The following is a 17,166-nucleotide window of genomic DNA, read 5'->3' as shown; positions in this document are numbered from 1 at the left end:
GACATGCCAACGTCTACGCGCGTCATCATGAGGGCATGAGATTCCCCCCACGCGCTTCGCGTATCGGCGCCGCAGCCGCGCTCCTGTCCGCCCTTCTCGTGGGCGGCACCGTCTCCGCCACCACGGCGGACGCCGCCACCTCGTCCGTCGGCAGCATCTGCTACAGCGCCCTGCCTTCGCAGGCCCACGACACCCTGGACCTGATCGACCAGGGCGGCCCCTTCCCGTACTCCCAGGACGGCACCGTCTTCTCCAACAAGGAAGGCGTCCTGCCCAGCGAGTCGTACGGCTACTACCACGAGTACACGGTCATCACCCCGGGCTCCCCCACCCGCGGCGCCCGCCGCATCGTCACCGGTGAGGACTACCAGGAGGACTACTACACCTCCGACCACTACGCGACGTTCAACCTGATCGACTTCGGCTGCTGACACAGCGGCCCGCACCGCGCCCGAAGGCCCGGCGATCTCTCGCCGGGCCTTCGGCCGTGCGCGGCCGGATGGTCGGCCGCCGGATCCACCGGGCCACTGGTTCAGGAGGTGCCGGTCACGCGCGGCGCCCCCACGCCGTCCCCAGCAGCACCAGGGCGCCTCCGGTGAGGCCGAGCAGGCCGGGCCGGTCGCCGCCCAGCGCGATGCCGGCCGCGGCGGCCCACAGCGGCTCGGTGCCGAGCAGCAGGCTGACCCGGGAGGGCGAGGTACGGCGTACGGCCCACATCTGGACGAAGAAGGCGAACAGCGTGCACAGGACGGACAGGAAGAGCAGCCCGGCCCACTGACCCGGGCCGAGGTCCGCCGCCGCGGTCCACGGCGCCGGGCCGCCGCCGACGGCCGTGAGCAGGGCGAAGACGAGGACGGCGGTGCCCAGCTGCACCGTGGTGAGCGGCAGCGCGGCGGCGCCCCGGACCGCCTTGAGCCGGGACATCGCGAGGACGTGCACCGTGCGCGCGAGGGCGGCCAGCAGCATCAGCAGGTCGCCGGTGCCCGGCCGGGTGAAACCGGCGCCCTGGGTGAGCAGCACCACGCCGAGCACCGACAGGGCGGCCGCGCCGAGGAAGGCCGGGGTGGGCCGGGTACGGGTGACGGCGGCCTCGGCGAGCGGGGTGAAGATCATGGTGAGGCTGATGACCAGGCCCGCGTTGGTGGCCGAGGTGTGCACCACCCCGTAGGTCTCCAGCAGGAAGATGCCGCTCAGCACCAGCCCGAGCAGGGCCGCCCCGCGCCACTGGGCGCCGGTGAGGGCACGCAGGGCGCGGCGGCCGGCGACGGCGAGGACCGGCACCGCGAGCGCGGACCGCAGCACCAGGACGGCGAGGACCGTCCCGGCGGTGGTGATGTCCTTCGCCGCGAGGTAGCTGGCGCCCCAGCAGACCGCGACGAGCAGCAGGGGCAGGTCGGTCTGCCAGGCACGGCGCGGCGCGAGGACGGCGCCCGGTACGGCGGTCGTGGTGGACATGCGGCGGCTCTCCCGGTCTTCGGCACGGAGTGCAAAGACGCCGTCGGCTCGCACAGGGCGCGATCATGCTACTGGCGGGAGAGCGCCGCCCGCCCCTGGTATTTCCCCTGGTATTTCCGCGGTCCCTCGCTGCTCAGAAAGAGCCGTACTCGGGCTCGCCCGCGACGTCGTACGACTGGATGGAGACGCCGGTACCGGTGATGCGGCCGCCGGTGCGCCGGAAGCGGGTGGGGACCGTGCCCTCCGGGAAAGCGCGGCGGCCGGTGCCGAGGACGACCGGGAAGGTCATCAGGTGCAGGGTGTCCACGAGCCGGAGGTCCAGCAGGGACCGGACCAGGGCGCCGCTGCCGTGGACCTGGAGCTCGCCGTCGGTGCGCTCCTTGAGGGCCTGGACCTCCTTGGCGAGGTCGCCGGAGACGACGGTGGTGCCGGACCACCCGGGTGCCTGGAGGGTGCTGGAGACGACGTACTTCGGAAGTCCGTTGAGCCGGGAGGCGATCGGGTCGGTGGGGTCGGTCATCTTCGGCCAGTAGGAGGCGAAGATGTCGTACGTACGGCGGCCCAGCAGGAAGGCGCCGGCGCGGTCGAAGGACTCGGTGACGAAGCGGCCGAAGTCCTCGTCACCGAACGGGAAGCTCCAGCCGCCGTGGGTGAAGCCGCCGCTGGTGTCCTCCTGCGGGCCACCGGGGGCCTGGTAGACGCCGTCGAGGGTGACGAAGAGGGTGGAGACGAGCTTGCCCATGACGGGTGCCTTCTTCCGGGTGCGGGGTCTGTTCTGTCATCAGCTCAGACCCCGCGCGCACCCGCAACTCATCGGTTCAGCCCACGTGAGTCGAGAAAAGTCCCCCGGTCGGGCCCTGCTTGTCGCCGCCCTGGGCCTTCTTCAGGGCGTTGGCGAGGCTCTCGATGGTCATCGACTGGAGGATCACCCGGCCGTTGCCCTCCAGGGTGGCCAGGGACAGGCCCTCGCCGCCGAAGACGGCGTTCATGATCCCCTGGCGGTTGAGGCCGCCGACGCGCTGGACGCCGTACTGGATGCCCTCCTCGAAGGCGACCACACAGCCGGTGTCGACCTCGATGCGGCCGCCGAAGTCCGCCGGGTTCAGGTCGATGAAGTTGCCCGCGCCGGCGATGATCACCGTGCCGTGCCCGGTGAACTTCTCCAGGATGAAGCCCTCGCCGCCGCTCATGCCGGTGCGGCCGCCGGCGAAGGCGATGCCGAACTCCACGCTGGACTCGGCGGCCACGAAGGCGTCCTTCTCGGCGAACCAGGCGCGGTGGCCGTCGAGTTCCAGGGCGCGCATCTCGCCGGGCAGCACGCCCGCGAAGCCGACCGTGCCCTGGCCGCCCTGAGCGGTGAAGTACTGGAAGGCGAGCGACTCGCCGGCCAGCATGCGCTGGCCGACCTGCATCGCGGTGCCCATGGCCTGGCGGAGCAGGCCGCCCATGCCGCCGCCCGAGCCGCCCTGTGCCTGCTGCCCGCCGTTGCCGGACGGGCTGGACAGACGCGTCTCCATGGTCACGTTCGTGGTCTTGAACAGGAACTTTCCGGCCTCGCAGTACACGGTCTGGCCGGGGTTCAGGTTGACGACCGCCATCTGCATGGCGTTGCCGACGATCTCTTGCTGAAGGGTCACACGGGGAGAACGCGGGAGGCGGGGCGGAGAGTTCCGCGCCGGCCAGGTCGGTGTCCGTTCGCCGCCAGCGAGGCGGCGGCGGGACGGCTGGGATGGGGGCATGACAGCAGAAGAAGCAGAGCGGGAAGCAGGCCGGGAGACGGGGCGGGGCGCGGGGGCCGCGCTGCACGGCAGGGTCGCGCTGGTGACCGGCGGCAGCCGGGGCATCGGCGCGGCGGTCGCGCTGCGGCTCGCGCGCGCGGGCGCGGACGTGGCGGTGACGTATGTGCAGGACGAACGGGCGGCCGCGGACGTGGTCCGGGCCGTGCGGGCGCTGGGGCGCGGGGCGGTGGCGCTGCGCGCCGACGCGGCGGACCCCGGGCAGGCGGCGGGCGCGGTGGAGCGCGCGGCCGCGGAGTACGGCCGGCTCGACGTGCTGGTGAACAACGCGGGCGTCGGGCTGCTGGGTCCGCTGGAGACGCTCACCCCGGCGGACGTCGACCGGGTGCTCGCGGTGAATGTGCGCGGTGTGTTCCTGACCGCGCAGGCCGCGGCCGCGCGGATGCGGTCCGGGGGCCGGATCGTCACGGTCGGCAGCTGTGTGACCCAGCGGGTGCCGGGGCCGGGTATGACGCTGTACGCGATGAGCAAGGCGGCGCTGACCGGGCTGAACAGGGGCCTGGCCCGGGAGCTGGGCGGGCGCGGGATCACGGCGAACCTGGTCCACCCGGGGCCGGTCGACACGGACATGAACCCGGCGGACGGTCCGTACGCCGACGGGCAGCGGGAGCTGACCGCCCTGGGGCGCTTCGGCACGGCCGACGAGGTGGCGTCGATGGTGGCCTACCTGGCGGGCCCGGACGCGGCCTATGTGACGGGCGCCGAGTTCTCCGTCGACGGCGGTCACGCCGCCTGAGGCACACGTGGGGCGCACCGGTGCTGTCCAGGCCGGGTGCGCCCCACGCGCGTGTGGGGGCGGGTCAGCCGCCCAGCTCCTGGTGACGGGCGGTCAGCCGGGCGGCGCCGTCCTCGGTCAGGGAGCCGAACAGCCGCAGGCGGGAGATGCCGCCGTCGGGGAAGATGTCGATCCGCGCGTGCGTGCCGACGGCCGGGGCCGCGAGGACGAACCGGTGGTTGGTGTCGGGCTGGAGGCGGGTGCGCGGCAGGATCTCGGTCCAGTCGCCGTCCTCGCCGTCCCGTACGGACACCGACGCCCAGCCGGCGCTGTTGCCCTTGAGGTAGGCGGTGTCGATCTCGACGGCGCGGATCCGGGACTGCGCGACCAGCTGGTAGCGGATCCAGTCGTTGCCCTGGTCCCGGCGGCGGCGGGTCTCCCAGCCGTCGTCCATCTTGCGGGAGCGGCCCGGCTGGATGGTGTTGGTGGCCGGGGAGTAGAAGAGGTTGGAGGCGTCCTCGACCCGGCCGCCGTTCTCCAGCGCGACCACGTCGAAGGTGCCGAGCGCCGCCAGCCACCGCGGGTCCGGCACGACCTCGCCGTACACCCGCAGCCGGGCGATGCCGCCGTCGGGGTGCTGGTTGACGCGCAGGTGGGTGAAGCTCTGCTCGACGGAGACGGCGAAGCCGTTCGCCGCGTGGCCGCCGACGGCGGTGCGCGGGACGAGGGTCGTCCACTTCACGTCGTCGCCGAGCAGCTCCTCGGGGGACGGCGAGCCCGGTACGGACGCGCCCTCGACGGAGACCGCCTGCGGGTAGTTGCCGCGGAAGTGGGCGGTGTCGACGACGATCCCGCGGACGACACCCGGCGCGCCGAGCCGGACCAGCGCCCAGTCGTGGTCCTCGGCGGTCGGCCACGGGTGCTCGGCGGAGACGCCGCGGCGGCGGCGGGTCTCCCAGCCGTCCATGATCTTGCCCTTGTGGCCGAAGTGCTCGGGGTCGAACTCGGCCGGCTCGGGGACCAGCAGGTTCTCCCTCTGGGCGAAGAACTCGTCGTTGGCGGCGATGACACCGGCGCCGAGCTGCCGGTCGGCGAGGTTGACGTACTGGGTGAAGGGGAAGTCGGCGGTGCGGTAGTCCGCGTACGGGTCGCCGCCTCCGTAGGGGTTCGCGTCGCCGGTGAAGCTGGGTATCGCCGTCACGGTGATCAGGGGGTCCTTTCTGGGAGTCGGCCGGTTGCGGATGCAGGGGGTGGCTACTGGGGCCGGGCGAGCAGGGTGCCCTTCGGCTCGGTGAACTCGCCGTCCGCGACGATGCGTTCGCCGCGCAGCCAGGTGGACTTCACGACGCCGTACAGGGTCTTGCCGGCGTAGGCGGTGACCCGGTTGCGGTGCTGGAGGCCGGCCGGGTCGACGGTGAAGGTCTCGTCGGGGGCGAGGACGGCGAAGTCGGCGTCGCGGCCGGCCTCGATGGCGCCCTTGTCGTCCAGGCCGACGAGGGCGGCCGTCCGGGTGGACATCCAGCGGACGACGTCCTCCAGGCCGTACCCGCGCTCCCGGGCCGCGGTCCACACGGCGGACAGGCTCAGCTGGAGGCCGGAGATCCCGCCCCAGGCGGTGGCGAAGTCGGCGGTCTTCAGGTCGGCGGTGGAGGGTGAGTGGTCGGTGACCACGCAGTCGATGGTGCCGTCGGCGAGGGCCTCCCAGAGCAGGTCCTGGTTGGCGGCCTCGCGGATCGGCGGGCAGCACTTGAACTCGCTGGCGCCGTCGGGGACTTCCTCGGCGGTGAGGGTGAGGTAGTGCGGGCAGGTCTCCACGGTGATCCGCACCCCCTCCGCGCGGGCGGCGCGGATCAGCGGGAGGGCGTCGCTGGAGGACAGGTGCAGCACGTGCACGCGCGCCCGGAGCCGGCGGGCCTGTGCGATCAGGGCGGCGATGGCCGTGTCCTCGGCGTCGCGCGGGCGGGAGGCGAGGAAGTCGGCGTACCGGGGGCCGCCGTGCTGCGGGGCCGCCGCCAGGTGGTGCGGGTCCTCGGCGTGCACGATCAGCAGGCCGTCGAAGCCGGCGATCTCCGCCAGGGACTGGGCGAGCTGGTCCTGGTCGAGGTGCGGGAACTCGTCCACGCCGGACGGCGACAGGAAGGCCTTGAAGCCGAAGACCCCGGCGTCGTGCAGCGGGCGCAGGTCCTTGACGTTGTCCGGCAGGGCGCCGCCCCAGAAGCCGACGTCGATGTGCGCCTTGTCCCGGGCCACGTCCTGCTTGACGCGCAGGTGCTCGACCGTGGTGGTCGGCGGCAGGGAGTTGAGCGGCATGTCGACCAGGGTGGTGATGCCGCCGGCCGCCGCCGCCCGGGTGGCGGTCCAGAAGCCCTCCCACTCGGTGCGGCCCGGGTCGTTCACATGGACATGGGTGTCGACGAGGCCGGGCAGCAGCACATGGTCGCCGAGGTCCTCCAGGCGCGCCGTGGCGGGAACCTCGGCGTCGTACGGCAGTACGGCCGTGATCTTCCCGGCGGCCACGGTGACCGTGGCGGCCCGTGTCCCCTCCGGAGTGATGACGCGCGTCGAGCGCAGCACCAGTTCAGCCTCGGACACCCGAACCCCTCTCTGTACCGCCGTTTTACGCCCAGGAAAACGGGATTTACACCCACGTAACGGAATTCAACGTTCTGTTGAAGGAGTCTTCACTCCCACCCTGTCGCCGTCAAGAGGCACACTTCTGGGCAGCGGTCATCCCGCTCACGGTCTGGACGTTTCCACAAAGCGGAATTAGAATTCCAGTAAGCAGAACGTAGCTACGTACAAGCGGGGAGTCAACCGGCCGCCGGGTAGGCTTCTGCCCTCCCGCCAGCCCCGAAAGGAACGCGCCGTGCCGACGTCCAGCGCCAGCACCACCGACGCCGCCAAGTCCGCCAACGGAGGCGGGGTCCAGTCCCTCGAGCGCGCCTTCGACCTGCTCGAGCGGATGGCGGACGCGGGCGGCGAGGTGGGTCTCAGCGAACTGTCCGCGACCAGCGGGCTGCCGCTGCCCACCATCCACCGGCTGATGCGCACGCTGGTCGCGTGCGGATACGTCCGGCAGCAGCCGAACCGGCGGTACGCGCTCGGCCCCCGGCTGATCCGGCTCGGCGAGTCGGCCTCCCGGCTGCTGGGCACCTGGGCGCGGCCGTATCTCGCGCGACTGGTCGAGGAGACCGGCGAGACGGCGAACATGGCGCTGCTGGACGGCGACGAGATCGTCTACGTGGCCCAGGTGCCGTCGAAGCACTCGATGCGGATGTTCACCGAGGTGGGCCGGCGGGTCCTGCCGCACTCCACCGGGGTGGGCAAGGCGCTGCTGGCCGGGGTGGCGGACGACGAGGTGCGGGCGCTGCTGGCGCGCACCGGGATGCCCGCGGCCACGGAGAAGACGATCACCACGCCCGAGGCGTTCCTGGCGGCGCTGGACGAGGTACGGCAGGCCGGTTACGCCGTCGACGACAACGAGCAGGAGATCGGGGTGCGCTGCCTGGCGGTGTCCGTGCCGGACTCCCCGACGGCAGCCGCCATCTCCATCTCCGGGCCGGCCGGGCGGGTCACCGAGGCCGCGACGGACAAGATCGTGCCGGTGCTCCAGCAGGTGGCCAGGGAACTCTCACAGGCGCTGGCCAGTTCGGGGGCCTGAGACCGTCCGGCAGGGCGCCGCCCGGTGCACCGGGCGGCGCTTTGTCACATCGTGGGGGCACCGAGGGTCAGCGGTGCGGCGGCGGGCCGAACAGGTTCACCGCCTCGCGGACCTCCCGCAGCCCTCGCGCGAGCGCGCTCACCGAGCCGATCGCCCCCGCGATCAGCAGCAGGGAGCCGCGCAGCCGCGGTATCTCGGGCGGGCCGTCCGCGGCCATCGCCGCCAGGGCCGCCAGTTCGTCCTCGGCTATCGCCCGGTCGGGGAAGTCCGCCGGTAACGCGGCGAGTTCGCGGCGCAGGCGGGACACCGCGGTCCGCAGCTCCGCCACTCTCGGATCCTCGTCGCTGCCGGTCACCGGCCTCTGCCCAAGACTCCGCAACCCGGCCCTCCCCTCACCGCGCCGTCGTGCGCGGGTCAGTAAACGCCACCGGGCCCGGGAGCGCCACAGCGCGGACCGAAATTCAGCCCAAGGGAACAGGCCCCCGCGGCCGCCGTCGGGTATGCAGGAGCCATGACGGAGATCGAGGGGCACGAGGGGTACGAGGGCGTCGCCGGGCTGGTGCTCGCCGCCGGCGGCGGACGACGGCTCGGCGGGCGGCCCAAGGCGCTGCTGGAGCACCGGGGGCGCCCACTGGTCGAGCACGCGGTCGGCACCCTGCGGGCGGCCGGCTGCGGGCGCATCCACGTGGTGCTGGGCGCGCGGGCCGAGGAGGTCCGGGAACGCGCCGAGCTGACCGGCTGCGTACTGGTGGACAACCCCGCCTGGAACGAGGGCATGGGCTCCTCGCTGCGCGCCGGACTGGACTCGCTCGCCGGTACGGGGGCCGGCGCGGCGCTGGTGATCCTGGTGGACCAGCCCGGGATCGGCGCGGCGGCGGTGGCCCGGGTGCTGGCCACGTACGAGGGCGAGAAATCGCTGGTCTCCGCGGCCTACGACGGGGTGCGCGGGCATCCCGTGCTGTTCGGCGCGGCCCACTGGACGGGGATCGCGGCCACCGCCACCGGGGACCGCGGGGCGCGCGCCTACCTGAAGCGGCACGAGGGCGGGATCCGGCTGGTGGAGTGCGCGGACGTGGCCGAGCCGTACGACATCGACACCGAGGCCGACCTGCTCCACCTTGAGTGAGCGGGGTGGCACCGGGCGCCACCTTCCCTCGACTCAGAGAATCTCGACATCAACAAACCATTGAAGTTCCACGATGAGGAAACTACTATCCACTGTTCAGAAGCGCCTACCCGCACAGCTGGCGCTGTTCGCCCTATTCGTGCCTCTTGGCACTTGGTGCCACCGCTGAAGGAAGTGACCGCTCATGTCCGCACCAGCGCCGTCCCCGCTGGCCATCGTCGACGCCGAGCCTCTGCCCCGGCAGGAAGAGGTCCTCACGGACGCGGCGCTCGCCTTCGTGGCAGAGCTGCACCGGCGGTTCACCCCGCGCCGTGACGAACTCCTCGCCCGCCGCGCCGAGCGCCGCGCCGAGATCGCCCGCACCTGCACGCTCGACTTCCTCCCGGAGACCGCCGCGATCCGCGCGGACGACTCCTGGAAGGTCGCCCCGGCCCCTGCCGCGCTGAACGACCGGCGCGTCGAGATCACCGGCCCCACCGACCGCAAGATGACCATCAACGCGCTCAACTCGGGCGCGAAGGTCTGGCTCGCCGACTTCGAGGACGCCTCCGCGCCCACGTGGGAGAACGTGGTCCTCGGCCAGCTCAACCTGACGGACGCCTACACCCGGAACATCGACTTCACCGACGAGCGCACGGGCAAGTCGTACGCCCTGCGGCCGAACGAGGAGCTGGCGACGGTCGTCATGCGCCCGCGCGGCTGGCACCTGGATGAGCGCCACCTGGTCGACGCCGACGGCCGCCCCGTCCCCGGCGCCTTCGTCGACTTCGGTCTCTACTTCTTCCACAACGCCCAGCGGCTGCTGGACCTCGGCAAGGGCCCGTACTTCTACCTGCCGAAGACCGAGTCGCACCTGGAGGCCCGCCTCTGGAACGACGTGTTCGTCTTCGCCCAGGACTACGTCGGCATCCCGCAGGGCACCATCCGCGCCACCGTCCTGATCGAGACCATCACGGCCGCGTACGAGATGGAGGAGATCCTCTACGAACTCCGCGACCACGCCTCGGGGCTGAACGCCGGCCGCTGGGACTACCTGTTCTCCATCGTGAAGAACTTCCGGGACGGCGGCACCAAGTTCGTCCTGCCGGACCGCAACGCGGTCACGATGACGGCCCCGTTCATGCGGGCGTACACCGAACTCCTCGTGCGCACCTGCCACAAGCGCGGCGCGCACGCGATCGGCGGCATGGCCGCGTTCATCCCCTCCCGGCGCGACGCCGAGGTCAACAAGGTCGCCTTCGAGAAGGTCCGCGCCGACAAGGACCGCGAGGCGAACGACGGTTTCGACGGCTCCTGGGTCGCCCACCCCGACCTGGTCCCGATCGCCATGGAGTCCTTCGACAAGGTCCTCGGGGACCGGCCGAACCAGAAGGACCGGCTGCGCGAGGACGTGCACGTCGAGGCCGCCGACCTCATCGCGATCGACTCGCTGGACGCGAAGCCGACGTACAACGGTCTCGTCAACGCGGTCCAGGTCGGCATCCGCTACATCGAGGCCTGGCTGCGCGGTCTCGGCGCGGTCGCCATCTTCAACCTGATGGAGGACGCGGCCACCGCCGAGATCTCCCGCTCGCAGATCTGGCAGTGGATCAACGCCGGTGTCGAGTTCGAGAACGGTGACAAGGCCACCCCCGAGCTGGCCCGCAAGGTGGCCGCCGAGGAGCTGGACGCCATCCGCAAGGAGATCGGCGAGGCCGCCTTCGCCGCCGGCCACTGGCAGGAGGCGCACGACCTGCTGCTGAAGGTCTCCCTGGACGAGGACTACGCCGACTTCCTCACCCTGCCCGCCTACGAGCAGCTCAAGGGCTGACACCCGCCGAGGGCTCGCCGAGCGGCTCCGGGAGCCTCCCGGGGCCGCTCGGGCGCGTTCAGCCCAGGTGGCCCGACCAGTCCCGCTCCGCCGCGGGCTTGCCGTGCAGGTCGGGGACGTGCTTGAGCCAGTCGGGGCGGCCCGCCCGGGTCTGCCGCGCACGGGCCGCCTCCTCCGCCGCCAGCTGCTCCCGGCCCGGGAAGTCCGTGGGCAGCCACTCCGCCGAGCGGTCCAGCCGGGCGAGGAGGTAGTCGACATAGGCGGCGCGCACGTCGTCCGGACCGGCGAAGCCGGCGTCCTCGGCCAGCCAGGCGTCCGGGACCTCGGCGACGATCCCGCGCAGCAGCTCCTCGGTCACCAGCGGCGCCAGTTCCGCGTCCGCGGCGCGCACATCGGGGCCGTACTGCCCGAGGGCGTGGTGCCGGAAGTCGTACCTCTTGCCCGGGGTGGTGGTGTCCCAGCGGTGGTGGAAGACCAGGGCGGCGCCGTGGTCGATGAGCCACAGCCGCGGCTGCGCGGTGCCGAACGTGGGCCAGACCATCAGGTTGGAGCTGTGCACCGTACGGTCCACGTTGACGGTCAGCGCGTCCAGCCAGACGATCCGGCCCGCCTCCAGCGGGTCCACCGGGAAGTGCGGCGCGATCTCGGGGGTGAGGTCCCGGGCGCCCGGCAGATAGTCCATGCCCAGGTTGACCCCGGCGCTCGCGCTGTGCAGGTCCCGCACCTCCTGGTGCGGCTCGGCCTCGGCGACGGCCGGGTCGAAGTGCACGAGCACCAGCTCGGGAAAGCGCAGCCCGAGCGCGCGGGCCAGCTCCCCGACGATCACCTCGGCGACCAGCGCCTTGTGCCCCTGCGCCGAGCCGGTGAACTTGACGACATACGTCCCGAGATCATCGGCCTCGACGACTCCGGGGACGGAACCGCCGGAGTGCAGGGGTGCGACGTAGCGGGTGGCAGTGACCTGTCGCAGCATCTTCCCAAGCCCCCGGCAGTCCGTCGATGGCGGTGCGGCCCTGGATACGGCCTCCGGCATGAGGTGAGCATAGTCGGGCCGGGGCGCGCCCAGAGCGTTCGGGCTGGGGGGCCCGGGGGCCACGGCGCCGGGAAGGGACGGCGCCGTGGCGGGTGCGGGGTTACCAGGCCACCGGGAGGGACGTCACGCCGTGGATCAGGCGGCCCGCGGAGCGCGGTACCTGGTCGGCCGGGATGTCCAGCCGCAGCGTGGGGAACCTGCGCAGCAGGCTGCCGATGGCGATCTCCAGCTCCAGACGGGCGAGTCCGGCGCCGAGGCAGTAGTGGATGCCGTAGCCGAACGTCAGGTGCTGGGCGTCGGGGACGCGGGCGGTGTCGAGGGTGTCGGGCGCGGTGAAGTGGCCGGCGTCGCGGTTGGCGGAGGCCAGCGAGGCGAGGACCGCGGTGCCCGCGGGGACGAGGGTGTCGCCCAGTTGCACGTCCTCGGTGGCGATGCGCAGAGTCGCCTCGTCGCCCGGCGGGACGAACCGCAGCAGCTCCTCCACGGCGGCGGGGACGGCCCCGGGGTCGCGGCGGACCGCCTCGAACTGCTCGGGGTGGGTGAGCAGCGCGAGGACGCTGTTGCCGATCTGGTTGGTGGTCGTCTCGTGCCCGGCGATCAGGAGGGTGATCGCGAGGTGCAGCAGCTCCTCCTCGTCCAGGCGTTCGGCGTCCTCCTCGTGGATCGACACGAGGGCGGACAGCAGGTCGTCGCCCGGCTGCTTGCGCTTGGCGGCGATCAGGCCGCCCAGGTAGCCGGCCAGCCCGGTGTGGGCGGCGACGATCTGTTCGACCGGCAGCGACACGGTCGACAGGACGGTGCCGGACCACTCGGCGATCTGCTCGCGCTCGTCCAGCGGGACCCCGAGCAGTTCGCAGATGACGGTCACGGGCAGCGGGAAGGCGAGCGCCGGGACGAGGTCGGCCGGGGATCCGGTCCGCTCCATCGCGTCCAGCAGCTCGTCCGCGCAGGCCTGGATGCGCGGCCGGAGCGCGGCGACCCGGCGGGCGGTGAACTCCCGCGAGACCAGTCGCCGTACCCGGGTGTGCTCCGGCGGGTCCATGCTGAGCAGGTTCTTGGCGTTCTGCGGCTCGGTGCCGATCCGGGGAGCACCGGGCCGGGCGGTGGCGGCCCGGCTGAACCGGGCGTCGGAGAGGACGGTGCGCACCGCGTCGTAGTCGGTGACCAGGAAGGCGTGGTCACCGCTGGGCATCCGGATGTCCGCCACCGGGCAGCTCTCCCGCAGGCGCTTGTAGTGGGGACACGGTTCCAGTGCCGTGGGCCGCTCGAACGGGTAGTCGAGGGACTCCACGGCGAGAGGGGTGTCGGTCATGCGACTCGGCCAATCTGTGAGTGGGGGGCGAGGGTCGGGCCGGGCGGCGGGTGGCGCGCTCAGCCGGTGCGGAAGCGGTTGATGGCCGGCTCGTGCCGGGCCCGCAGCTCGGGGTCGGTGACGCCGAGCCCCTCGCCGGGGGCGAGGCACAGCACGCCGACCTTGCCGTGGTGCCGGTTGGCGTGGACGTCGTCCACCGCCTGGCCGATCTCCGCGAGGGGGTAGCTGCGGGAGAGGGTGGGGTGGATGCGGCCCTTGGTGACGAGCCGGTTGGCCTCCCAGGCCTCGCGGTAGTTGGCGAAGTGGGAGCCGATGATCCGCTTGAGGTGCATCCACAGGTAGCGGTTGTCGAACTCGTGCCGGTAGCCGGAGGTGGAGGCGCAGGTGACGATGGTGCCGCCGCGGCGGGTGACGTAGACGGAGGCGCCGAAGGTCTCGCGGCCGGGGTGCTCGAAGACGATGTCGACGTCCTCGCCGCCGGTCAGTTCGCGGATGCGCTTGCCGAGCCGCTTCCACTCGCGCTGGTCCTGGGTGTGCTCGTCGCGCCAGAACCGGTAGTCCTCCGCGCTGCGGTCGATGATCGCCTCGACGCCCATGGCGCGGCAGATCTCCGCCTTCTGCTCGCTGGAGACGACACAGATCGGCACCGCGCCGCCCGCCAGCGCGTACTGGGTGGCGTACGAGCCGAGGCCGCCGCCCGCGCCCCAGATGAGGACGTTGTCGCCGACCTTCATGCCGGCGCCGTTGCGGGAGATCAGCTGGCGGTAGGCGGTGGAGTTGACCAGTCCGGGGGCGGCGGCCTCCTCCCAGGTGAGGTGGGCGGCCTTGGGCATCAGCTGGTTGGCCTTCACCAGCGCCAGTTGGGCCAGGCCGCCGAAGTTGGTCTCGAACCCCCAGATCCGCTGCTCGGGGTCGAGCATGGTGTCGTCGTGGCCGGCCGCGTCCTCCAGCTCCACGGAGAGGCAGTGCGCGACCACCCGGTCCCCGGGCTGCCAGCGGCGCACTCCGGGGCCGGTGCGCAGCACCACGCCGGACAGGTCGGAGCCGATGACGTGGTAGGGCTGGTCGTGCCGGGCGGCCGGGCCGCCGGTGCGGGCGTAGCGTTCGAGGAAGGCGAAGGTCGGCACGGGCGAGAACAGCGCGCTCCACACCGTGTTGTAGTTGACGGAGCTGGCCATGACGGCGACCAGGGCCTCGCCGGGGCCGGGCTCCGGGGTCGGTACGTCCTTCAGGTGCAGGGCCTTCGCGGGCTGCCGGTCGGCGAGCGGCAGCCCGTCGAACATGTGCTGCTCGTCCTTGAGCAGCACGGCGGCCCGGTAGGACTCCGGTACCGGCAGGGACGCGACGTCGCGGGCCGCCGCGTCGGGCGACTCGATCGCGGCCAGCAGGTCGGCTATCACCACAGACTCCCGTGGGGCTAGGGGGTTCAGGTTTCGGCGGCGGTGGCCGTGCCGGCCGGCCACCGCCGTGGGCGGTCTCGCGGTGGGACCGCCCGGGGTGTCTACTGACCGAGCTTCACCGGCAGTTCGGTCAGACCGCGCATCACCAGTCCGGGCCGCCACTTCAGCTCGGCCGACGGGTCCAGGCGCTCCATCTTCGGGAAGCGCTCCAGCAGCTGGCGGAAGGCGATGTGGGCCTCCAGCCGGGCCAGCGGGGCGCCCAGGCAGTAGTGGATGCCGTAGCCGAAGGCCATGTGCTGGTTGGGGGCGCGCTCGGCGTCGAAGGTCATCGAGTCGTCGAAGACCTGCTCGTCGCGGTTGGCGGACAGCAGGGAGATGAGGACCAGTTCGCCCTCCTTGATGGTCTGTCCGCCCAGTTCCAGGGTCTCGGTGGCGACCCGGAAGCTGGCGCCGGGCACCGGGCTCTCGTAGCGCAGGAACTCCTCGACGGCGGCCGGGATCTTCTCGTGGTCGGCGCGCAGCCGGTCGGCCAGCTCGGGGTCGGCGAGCAGCAGGGCGGTGCCGTTGCCGAGCAGGTTCACGGTGGTCTCGTAGCCGGCGATGATGAGCAGGAAGCACATCGAGGTCAGCTCGTTCTCGGCGAGCCGGTCCTCGTTGTCCCGGGCGGAGATCATCGCGGACAGCAGCTTGTCGTCCGGCTCGGCCCGCTTCTGCTCGACCAGGTCGCGGACGTAGTGGACGAACTCGGTGACCACGTCGACCGGGAAGTTCTGGGTGCCGACGCCCGCGAGGTAGGCGTTGGACCAGGTGCGGAAGCGCTCGTGGTCGGCGACGGGCACGCCGAGCAGTTCGCAGATGACCTGCATGGGCAGCGGGTAGGCCAGGTCGTGGATGGCGTCCGGGTGCTCCTGCGCGGCCATCTTGTCCAGCAGGTCGCTGGTCATCTGCTCGATCATCGGCCGGAGCCGTTCGATCCGCTTGGCCGTGAACACCGAGGACACCAGCCGCCGCAGCCGGGTGTGGTCGGTGCCGTCGACCCGCAGCATGTGGGTGCCCATGCTGGCGCGGATCTCGGCGGGCAGCACGTCCTTGGCGACGATCCGGGTGCCGATCCGGTTGGACAGCCGGGCGTCGCCGAGACCCGCCCGGCAGTCCGCGTACCGGGTGACCAGCCACAGCGGCACCCCGTTGGGCAACTCGACCTGGAACAGCGGGCGCTGTTCGCGCAGCCGCTCGAACAGATCGTGCGGGGACTTCACGCCGTACTCGGCGTAGAGGTCGGTGAAGGTGACCATGTGCGTTGTGCTCCTTGTGGTGCGTGCGGTCCTTGCGGTCCGAGCGGTGCGGGGCGGGAAGGGCGGTCAGTCGAGGGCGGGCTGCGGCTTCGCGGCCGGCGCGGGGGCGGGGGCCGGCGGCTTGAGCGGCGGGATGCCGAGCGCCAGCGCGCCGCCGGCCAGCAGCACCACGACGCAGATCCACAGGCCCGGGATGATGGCGTCGGTGAAGGCCGCCGGCGACTGGTAGTTGCCGCCCCGGCTGGTGAAGACGGTGGTCAGGACGGCGATGCCGAGGGCGCTGCCGATCTCGCGGACGGTGGCGTTGGTGCCGGACGCCTTGCCGATGTCCTGCGGCTGCACCGAGGTGACGACGACGGTCGCGCTCGGCGCGAAGATCAGTCCGGTGCCGATGCCGCACAGCATGTACGGCACCACCATCTGCCAGTCGGCGGTGGCCGGGTCGGAGATCAGGGCGCACCAGGCCAGGCCGACGGCGGCGAGCGCCAGACCGGCGGCGATCAGCTTGCTGGCGCCCACCTTGGGGATGAGCTTGCCCGCGTACGGCGCGCAGATCGTCGGCATGACGGCCCACGGCAGGGTCCACAGACCGGCCACGAAGGGCGAGTGGTGGCGGACCACCTGGAGGTACTGGGCGAGGAAGAAGATCGAGCCGAACAGGCCGAAGTACACGGCGAGCGAGGCGAGGTTGGTCAGGGTGAAGGCGCGGCTGCGGTAGATCCGCAGCGGGAGCAGCGGCTGGGCGGTGCGCCGTTCCCACAGCACGAACAGCACCAGCAGGACGGCGGCCGCGGCGTACTTGCCGAGCACCCGGGCGGAGGTCCAGCCGTACTCGCTGCTGTCCACGATGGCCCAGACGAGGGCGAGCACTCCGGTGGCGCCGAGCAGCAGGCCGAGCAGGTCGAGTCCGGCGGCCGCGCCCTTGCTCTCGCTGTGCACGCGCAGCACCAGCGGGACGGCGACGATGCCGATCGGCACGTTCAGCCAGAACAGCCAGTGCCAGCCGATGCCGGTGGTGATGGCGCCGCCGATCAGCGGGGCGATGCCGACGGCCAGGCTGCTGATGCTGGACCAGATGCCGATCGCGACGCCCCGCTTCTCGGCCGGCACGGCCACGGTGAGCATGGTCAGCGACAGCGGCAGTACGGCGGCCGCGCTCATGCCCTGGAGGGCGCGCAGGGTGACCAGGGCCGCGGTGGAGGTGGACAGGGCGCAGCCGATCGAGAACAGCACGAACAGCGACAGGCCGGAGACGAACACCGTGCGGCGCCCGAACCGGTCGCCGAGGCCGGCCGCGACGAGCAGCAGGCTGGCGAAGCCGAGGATGTAGCTGTTGGTGACCCATTGCAGGCCCTGGATCGAGGCGTGCAGGTCGTGCTTGATGGAGGCCAGCGCGTTGGTCACCACCAGGTTGTCCAGCGCCACCATGAACATCGGCAGGGACACGGCCAGGACGGTCAGTCCGAAGGACGGGCGAGCCGGGGCGGCCGGTTCGTTTGCCATAACGGTTCTTTCTGTGTCGGGGGATGCCCCGGCGACGGCGTCTGCGGCGTCGCCGGGAGG

General features: G+C 72.2%; 16 protein-coding genes. 5 read left to right on the top strand and 11 right to left on the bottom strand.

The genetic code is table 11. The features are described from left to right. The first annotated feature begins 35 nt into the window (after positions 1 to 35). Entirely contained in the window at positions 36 to 431 is a 396-nt protein-coding gene (locus tag ACWCV9_RS11760; protein WP_450785821.1) for a ribonuclease domain-containing protein, read from the top strand. A gap of 115 nt (positions 432 to 546) precedes the next feature. Here the strand turns inward: ACWCV9_RS11760 and ACWCV9_RS11755 are convergent, their stop codons facing one another. From ACWCV9_RS11755 to ACWCV9_RS11745, 3 genes are all read right to left on the bottom strand, one after another. After that, a complete protein-coding gene (locus ACWCV9_RS11755; protein ID WP_450785820.1) occupies positions 547 to 1,455 on the bottom strand; it encodes a DMT family transporter in 909 nt (302 codons plus the stop codon). 133 nt (positions 1,456 to 1,588) lie between these two features. Continuing rightward, positions 1,589 to 2,197: a dihydrofolate reductase family protein gene (locus ACWCV9_RS11750; RefSeq protein WP_450785818.1), complete on the bottom strand. Its 609-nt coding sequence runs from the start codon at positions 2,195 to 2,197 to the stop codon at positions 1,589 to 1,591. A gap of 76 nt (positions 2,198 to 2,273) precedes the next feature. Continuing rightward, positions 2,274 to 3,092 carry an AIM24 family protein gene (locus tag ACWCV9_RS11745; protein WP_450785817.1) on the bottom strand — a complete coding sequence of 273 codons (819 nt, stop codon included), beginning with the start codon at positions 3,090 to 3,092 and terminating at the stop codon, positions 2,274 to 2,276. A gap of 100 nt (positions 3,093 to 3,192) precedes the next feature. Between ACWCV9_RS11745 and ACWCV9_RS11740 the strand changes: the two genes are divergently transcribed. Beyond that, positions 3,193 to 3,987 (top strand): SDR family oxidoreductase, encoded by a 795-nt coding sequence (locus ACWCV9_RS11740; protein WP_450785815.1) that lies wholly within the window; start codon positions 3,193 to 3,195, stop codon positions 3,985 to 3,987. Positions 3,988 to 4,051: 64 nt separating this feature from the next. On the opposite strand, the gene alc is transcribed toward ACWCV9_RS11740, so the two are convergent. Continuing rightward, positions 4,052 to 5,167: an allantoicase gene (gene alc, locus ACWCV9_RS11735; RefSeq protein WP_450785814.1), complete on the bottom strand. Its 1,116-nt coding sequence runs from the start codon at positions 5,165 to 5,167 to the stop codon at positions 4,052 to 4,054. 53 nt (positions 5,168 to 5,220) lie between these two features. Further along, positions 5,221 to 6,558 (bottom strand): allantoinase AllB, encoded by a 1,338-nt coding sequence (gene allB / locus ACWCV9_RS11730; RefSeq protein WP_450785812.1) that lies wholly within the window; start codon positions 6,556 to 6,558, stop codon positions 5,221 to 5,223. A 274-nt stretch (positions 6,559 to 6,832) separates the two neighbouring features. Here allB and ACWCV9_RS11725 point away from each other — a divergent pair, with 274 nt between their 5' ends. Next, the gene (locus tag ACWCV9_RS11725) at positions 6,833 to 7,627 is read left to right on the top strand and encodes an IclR family transcriptional regulator (protein WP_385845979.1); all 795 of its coding nucleotides are present in this window, start codon (positions 6,833 to 6,835) and stop codon (positions 7,625 to 7,627) included. A 67-nt stretch (positions 7,628 to 7,694) separates the two neighbouring features. Here ACWCV9_RS11725 and ACWCV9_RS11720 read toward each other — a convergent pair whose 3' ends face one another. Continuing rightward, complete coding sequence (locus ACWCV9_RS11720) at positions 7,695 to 7,982, bottom strand: DUF5955 family protein (protein ID WP_450785810.1); 288 nt, start codon at positions 7,980 to 7,982, stop codon at positions 7,695 to 7,697. A gap of 156 nt (positions 7,983 to 8,138) precedes the next feature. On the opposite strand from ACWCV9_RS11720, the gene ACWCV9_RS11715 reads away from it, so the two are divergent. Together ACWCV9_RS11715 and aceB are read left to right on the top strand one after the other, a co-directional pair. Beyond that, positions 8,139 to 8,753, top strand: coding sequence for a nucleotidyltransferase family protein (locus ACWCV9_RS11715; RefSeq protein WP_450785809.1), 615 nt, complete (start codon positions 8,139 to 8,141; stop codon positions 8,751 to 8,753). A 184-nt stretch (positions 8,754 to 8,937) separates the two neighbouring features. Further along, entirely contained in the window at positions 8,938 to 10,563 is a 1,626-nt protein-coding gene (gene aceB, locus ACWCV9_RS11710; protein ID WP_450785807.1) for a malate synthase A, read from the top strand. A gap of 58 nt (positions 10,564 to 10,621) precedes the next feature. On the opposite strand, the gene ACWCV9_RS11705 is transcribed toward aceB, so the two are convergent. The 5 genes from ACWCV9_RS11705 to ACWCV9_RS11685 form a co-directional block, all read right to left on the bottom strand. Beyond that, positions 10,622 to 11,536, bottom strand: a complete 915-nt coding sequence (locus ACWCV9_RS11705) for a HipA family kinase (protein ID WP_385845983.1) — start codon at positions 11,534 to 11,536, stop codon at positions 10,622 to 10,624. Positions 11,537 to 11,696: 160 nt separating this feature from the next. Further along, positions 11,697 to 12,908: a cytochrome P450 gene (locus ACWCV9_RS11700; RefSeq protein WP_450785805.1), complete on the bottom strand. Its 1,212-nt coding sequence runs from the start codon at positions 12,906 to 12,908 to the stop codon at positions 11,697 to 11,699. Positions 12,909 to 12,967: 59 nt separating this feature from the next. Beyond that, complete coding sequence (ccrA, locus tag ACWCV9_RS11695; RefSeq protein ID WP_450786243.1) at positions 12,968 to 14,305, bottom strand: crotonyl-CoA carboxylase/reductase; 1,338 nt, start codon at positions 14,303 to 14,305, stop codon at positions 12,968 to 12,970. A 104-nt stretch (positions 14,306 to 14,409) separates the two neighbouring features. Beyond that, a complete protein-coding gene (locus tag ACWCV9_RS11690) occupies positions 14,410 to 15,603 on the bottom strand; it encodes a cytochrome P450 family protein (protein WP_450785803.1) in 1,194 nt (397 codons plus the stop codon). A 66-nt stretch (positions 15,604 to 15,669) separates the two neighbouring features. Then, a complete protein-coding gene (locus ACWCV9_RS11685) occupies positions 15,670 to 17,106 on the bottom strand; it encodes an MFS transporter (protein ID WP_450785802.1) in 1,437 nt (478 codons plus the stop codon). Between the last annotated feature and the right edge of the window lie 60 nt (positions 17,107 to 17,166).

It is taken from the genome of Streptomyces sp. NPDC001606, assembly GCF_053596835.1.
The sequence above is the reverse complement of the archived record's forward strand: the minus strand, read 5'-3'. Positions and strand labels throughout refer to the sequence as shown.

Excerpts from the sequence above, each read along its gene's own strand:
- ACWCV9_RS11760 (WP_450785821.1), top strand. The coding sequence starts at position 36 with ATGAGATTCCCCCCACGCGCTTCGCGTATCGGCGCCGCAGCCGCGCTC.
- ACWCV9_RS11755 (WP_450785820.1), bottom strand. The coding sequence starts at position 1,455 with ATGTCCACCACGACCGCCGTACCGGGCGCCGTCCTCGCGCCGCGCCGT.
- ACWCV9_RS11750 (WP_450785818.1), bottom strand. The coding sequence starts at position 2,197 with ATGGGCAAGCTCGTCTCCACCCTCTTCGTCACCCTCGACGGCGTCTAC.
- ACWCV9_RS11740 (WP_450785815.1), top strand. The coding sequence starts at position 3,193 with ATGACAGCAGAAGAAGCAGAGCGGGAAGCAGGCCGGGAGACGGGGCGG.
- ACWCV9_RS11715 (WP_450785809.1), top strand. The coding sequence starts at position 8,139 with ATGACGGAGATCGAGGGGCACGAGGGGTACGAGGGCGTCGCCGGGCTG.
- aceB (WP_450785807.1), top strand. The coding sequence starts at position 8,938 with ATGTCCGCACCAGCGCCGTCCCCGCTGGCCATCGTCGACGCCGAGCCT.
- ACWCV9_RS11705 (WP_385845983.1), bottom strand. The coding sequence starts at position 11,536 with ATGCTGCGACAGGTCACTGCCACCCGCTACGTCGCACCCCTGCACTCC.
- ACWCV9_RS11700 (WP_450785805.1), bottom strand. The coding sequence starts at position 12,908 with ATGACCGACACCCCTCTCGCCGTGGAGTCCCTCGACTACCCGTTCGAG.
- ACWCV9_RS11690 (WP_450785803.1), bottom strand. The coding sequence starts at position 15,603 with ATGGTCACCTTCACCGACCTCTACGCCGAGTACGGCGTGAAGTCCCCG.
- ACWCV9_RS11685 (WP_450785802.1), bottom strand. The coding sequence starts at position 17,106 with ATGGCAAACGAACCGGCCGCCCCGGCTCGCCCGTCCTTCGGACTGACC.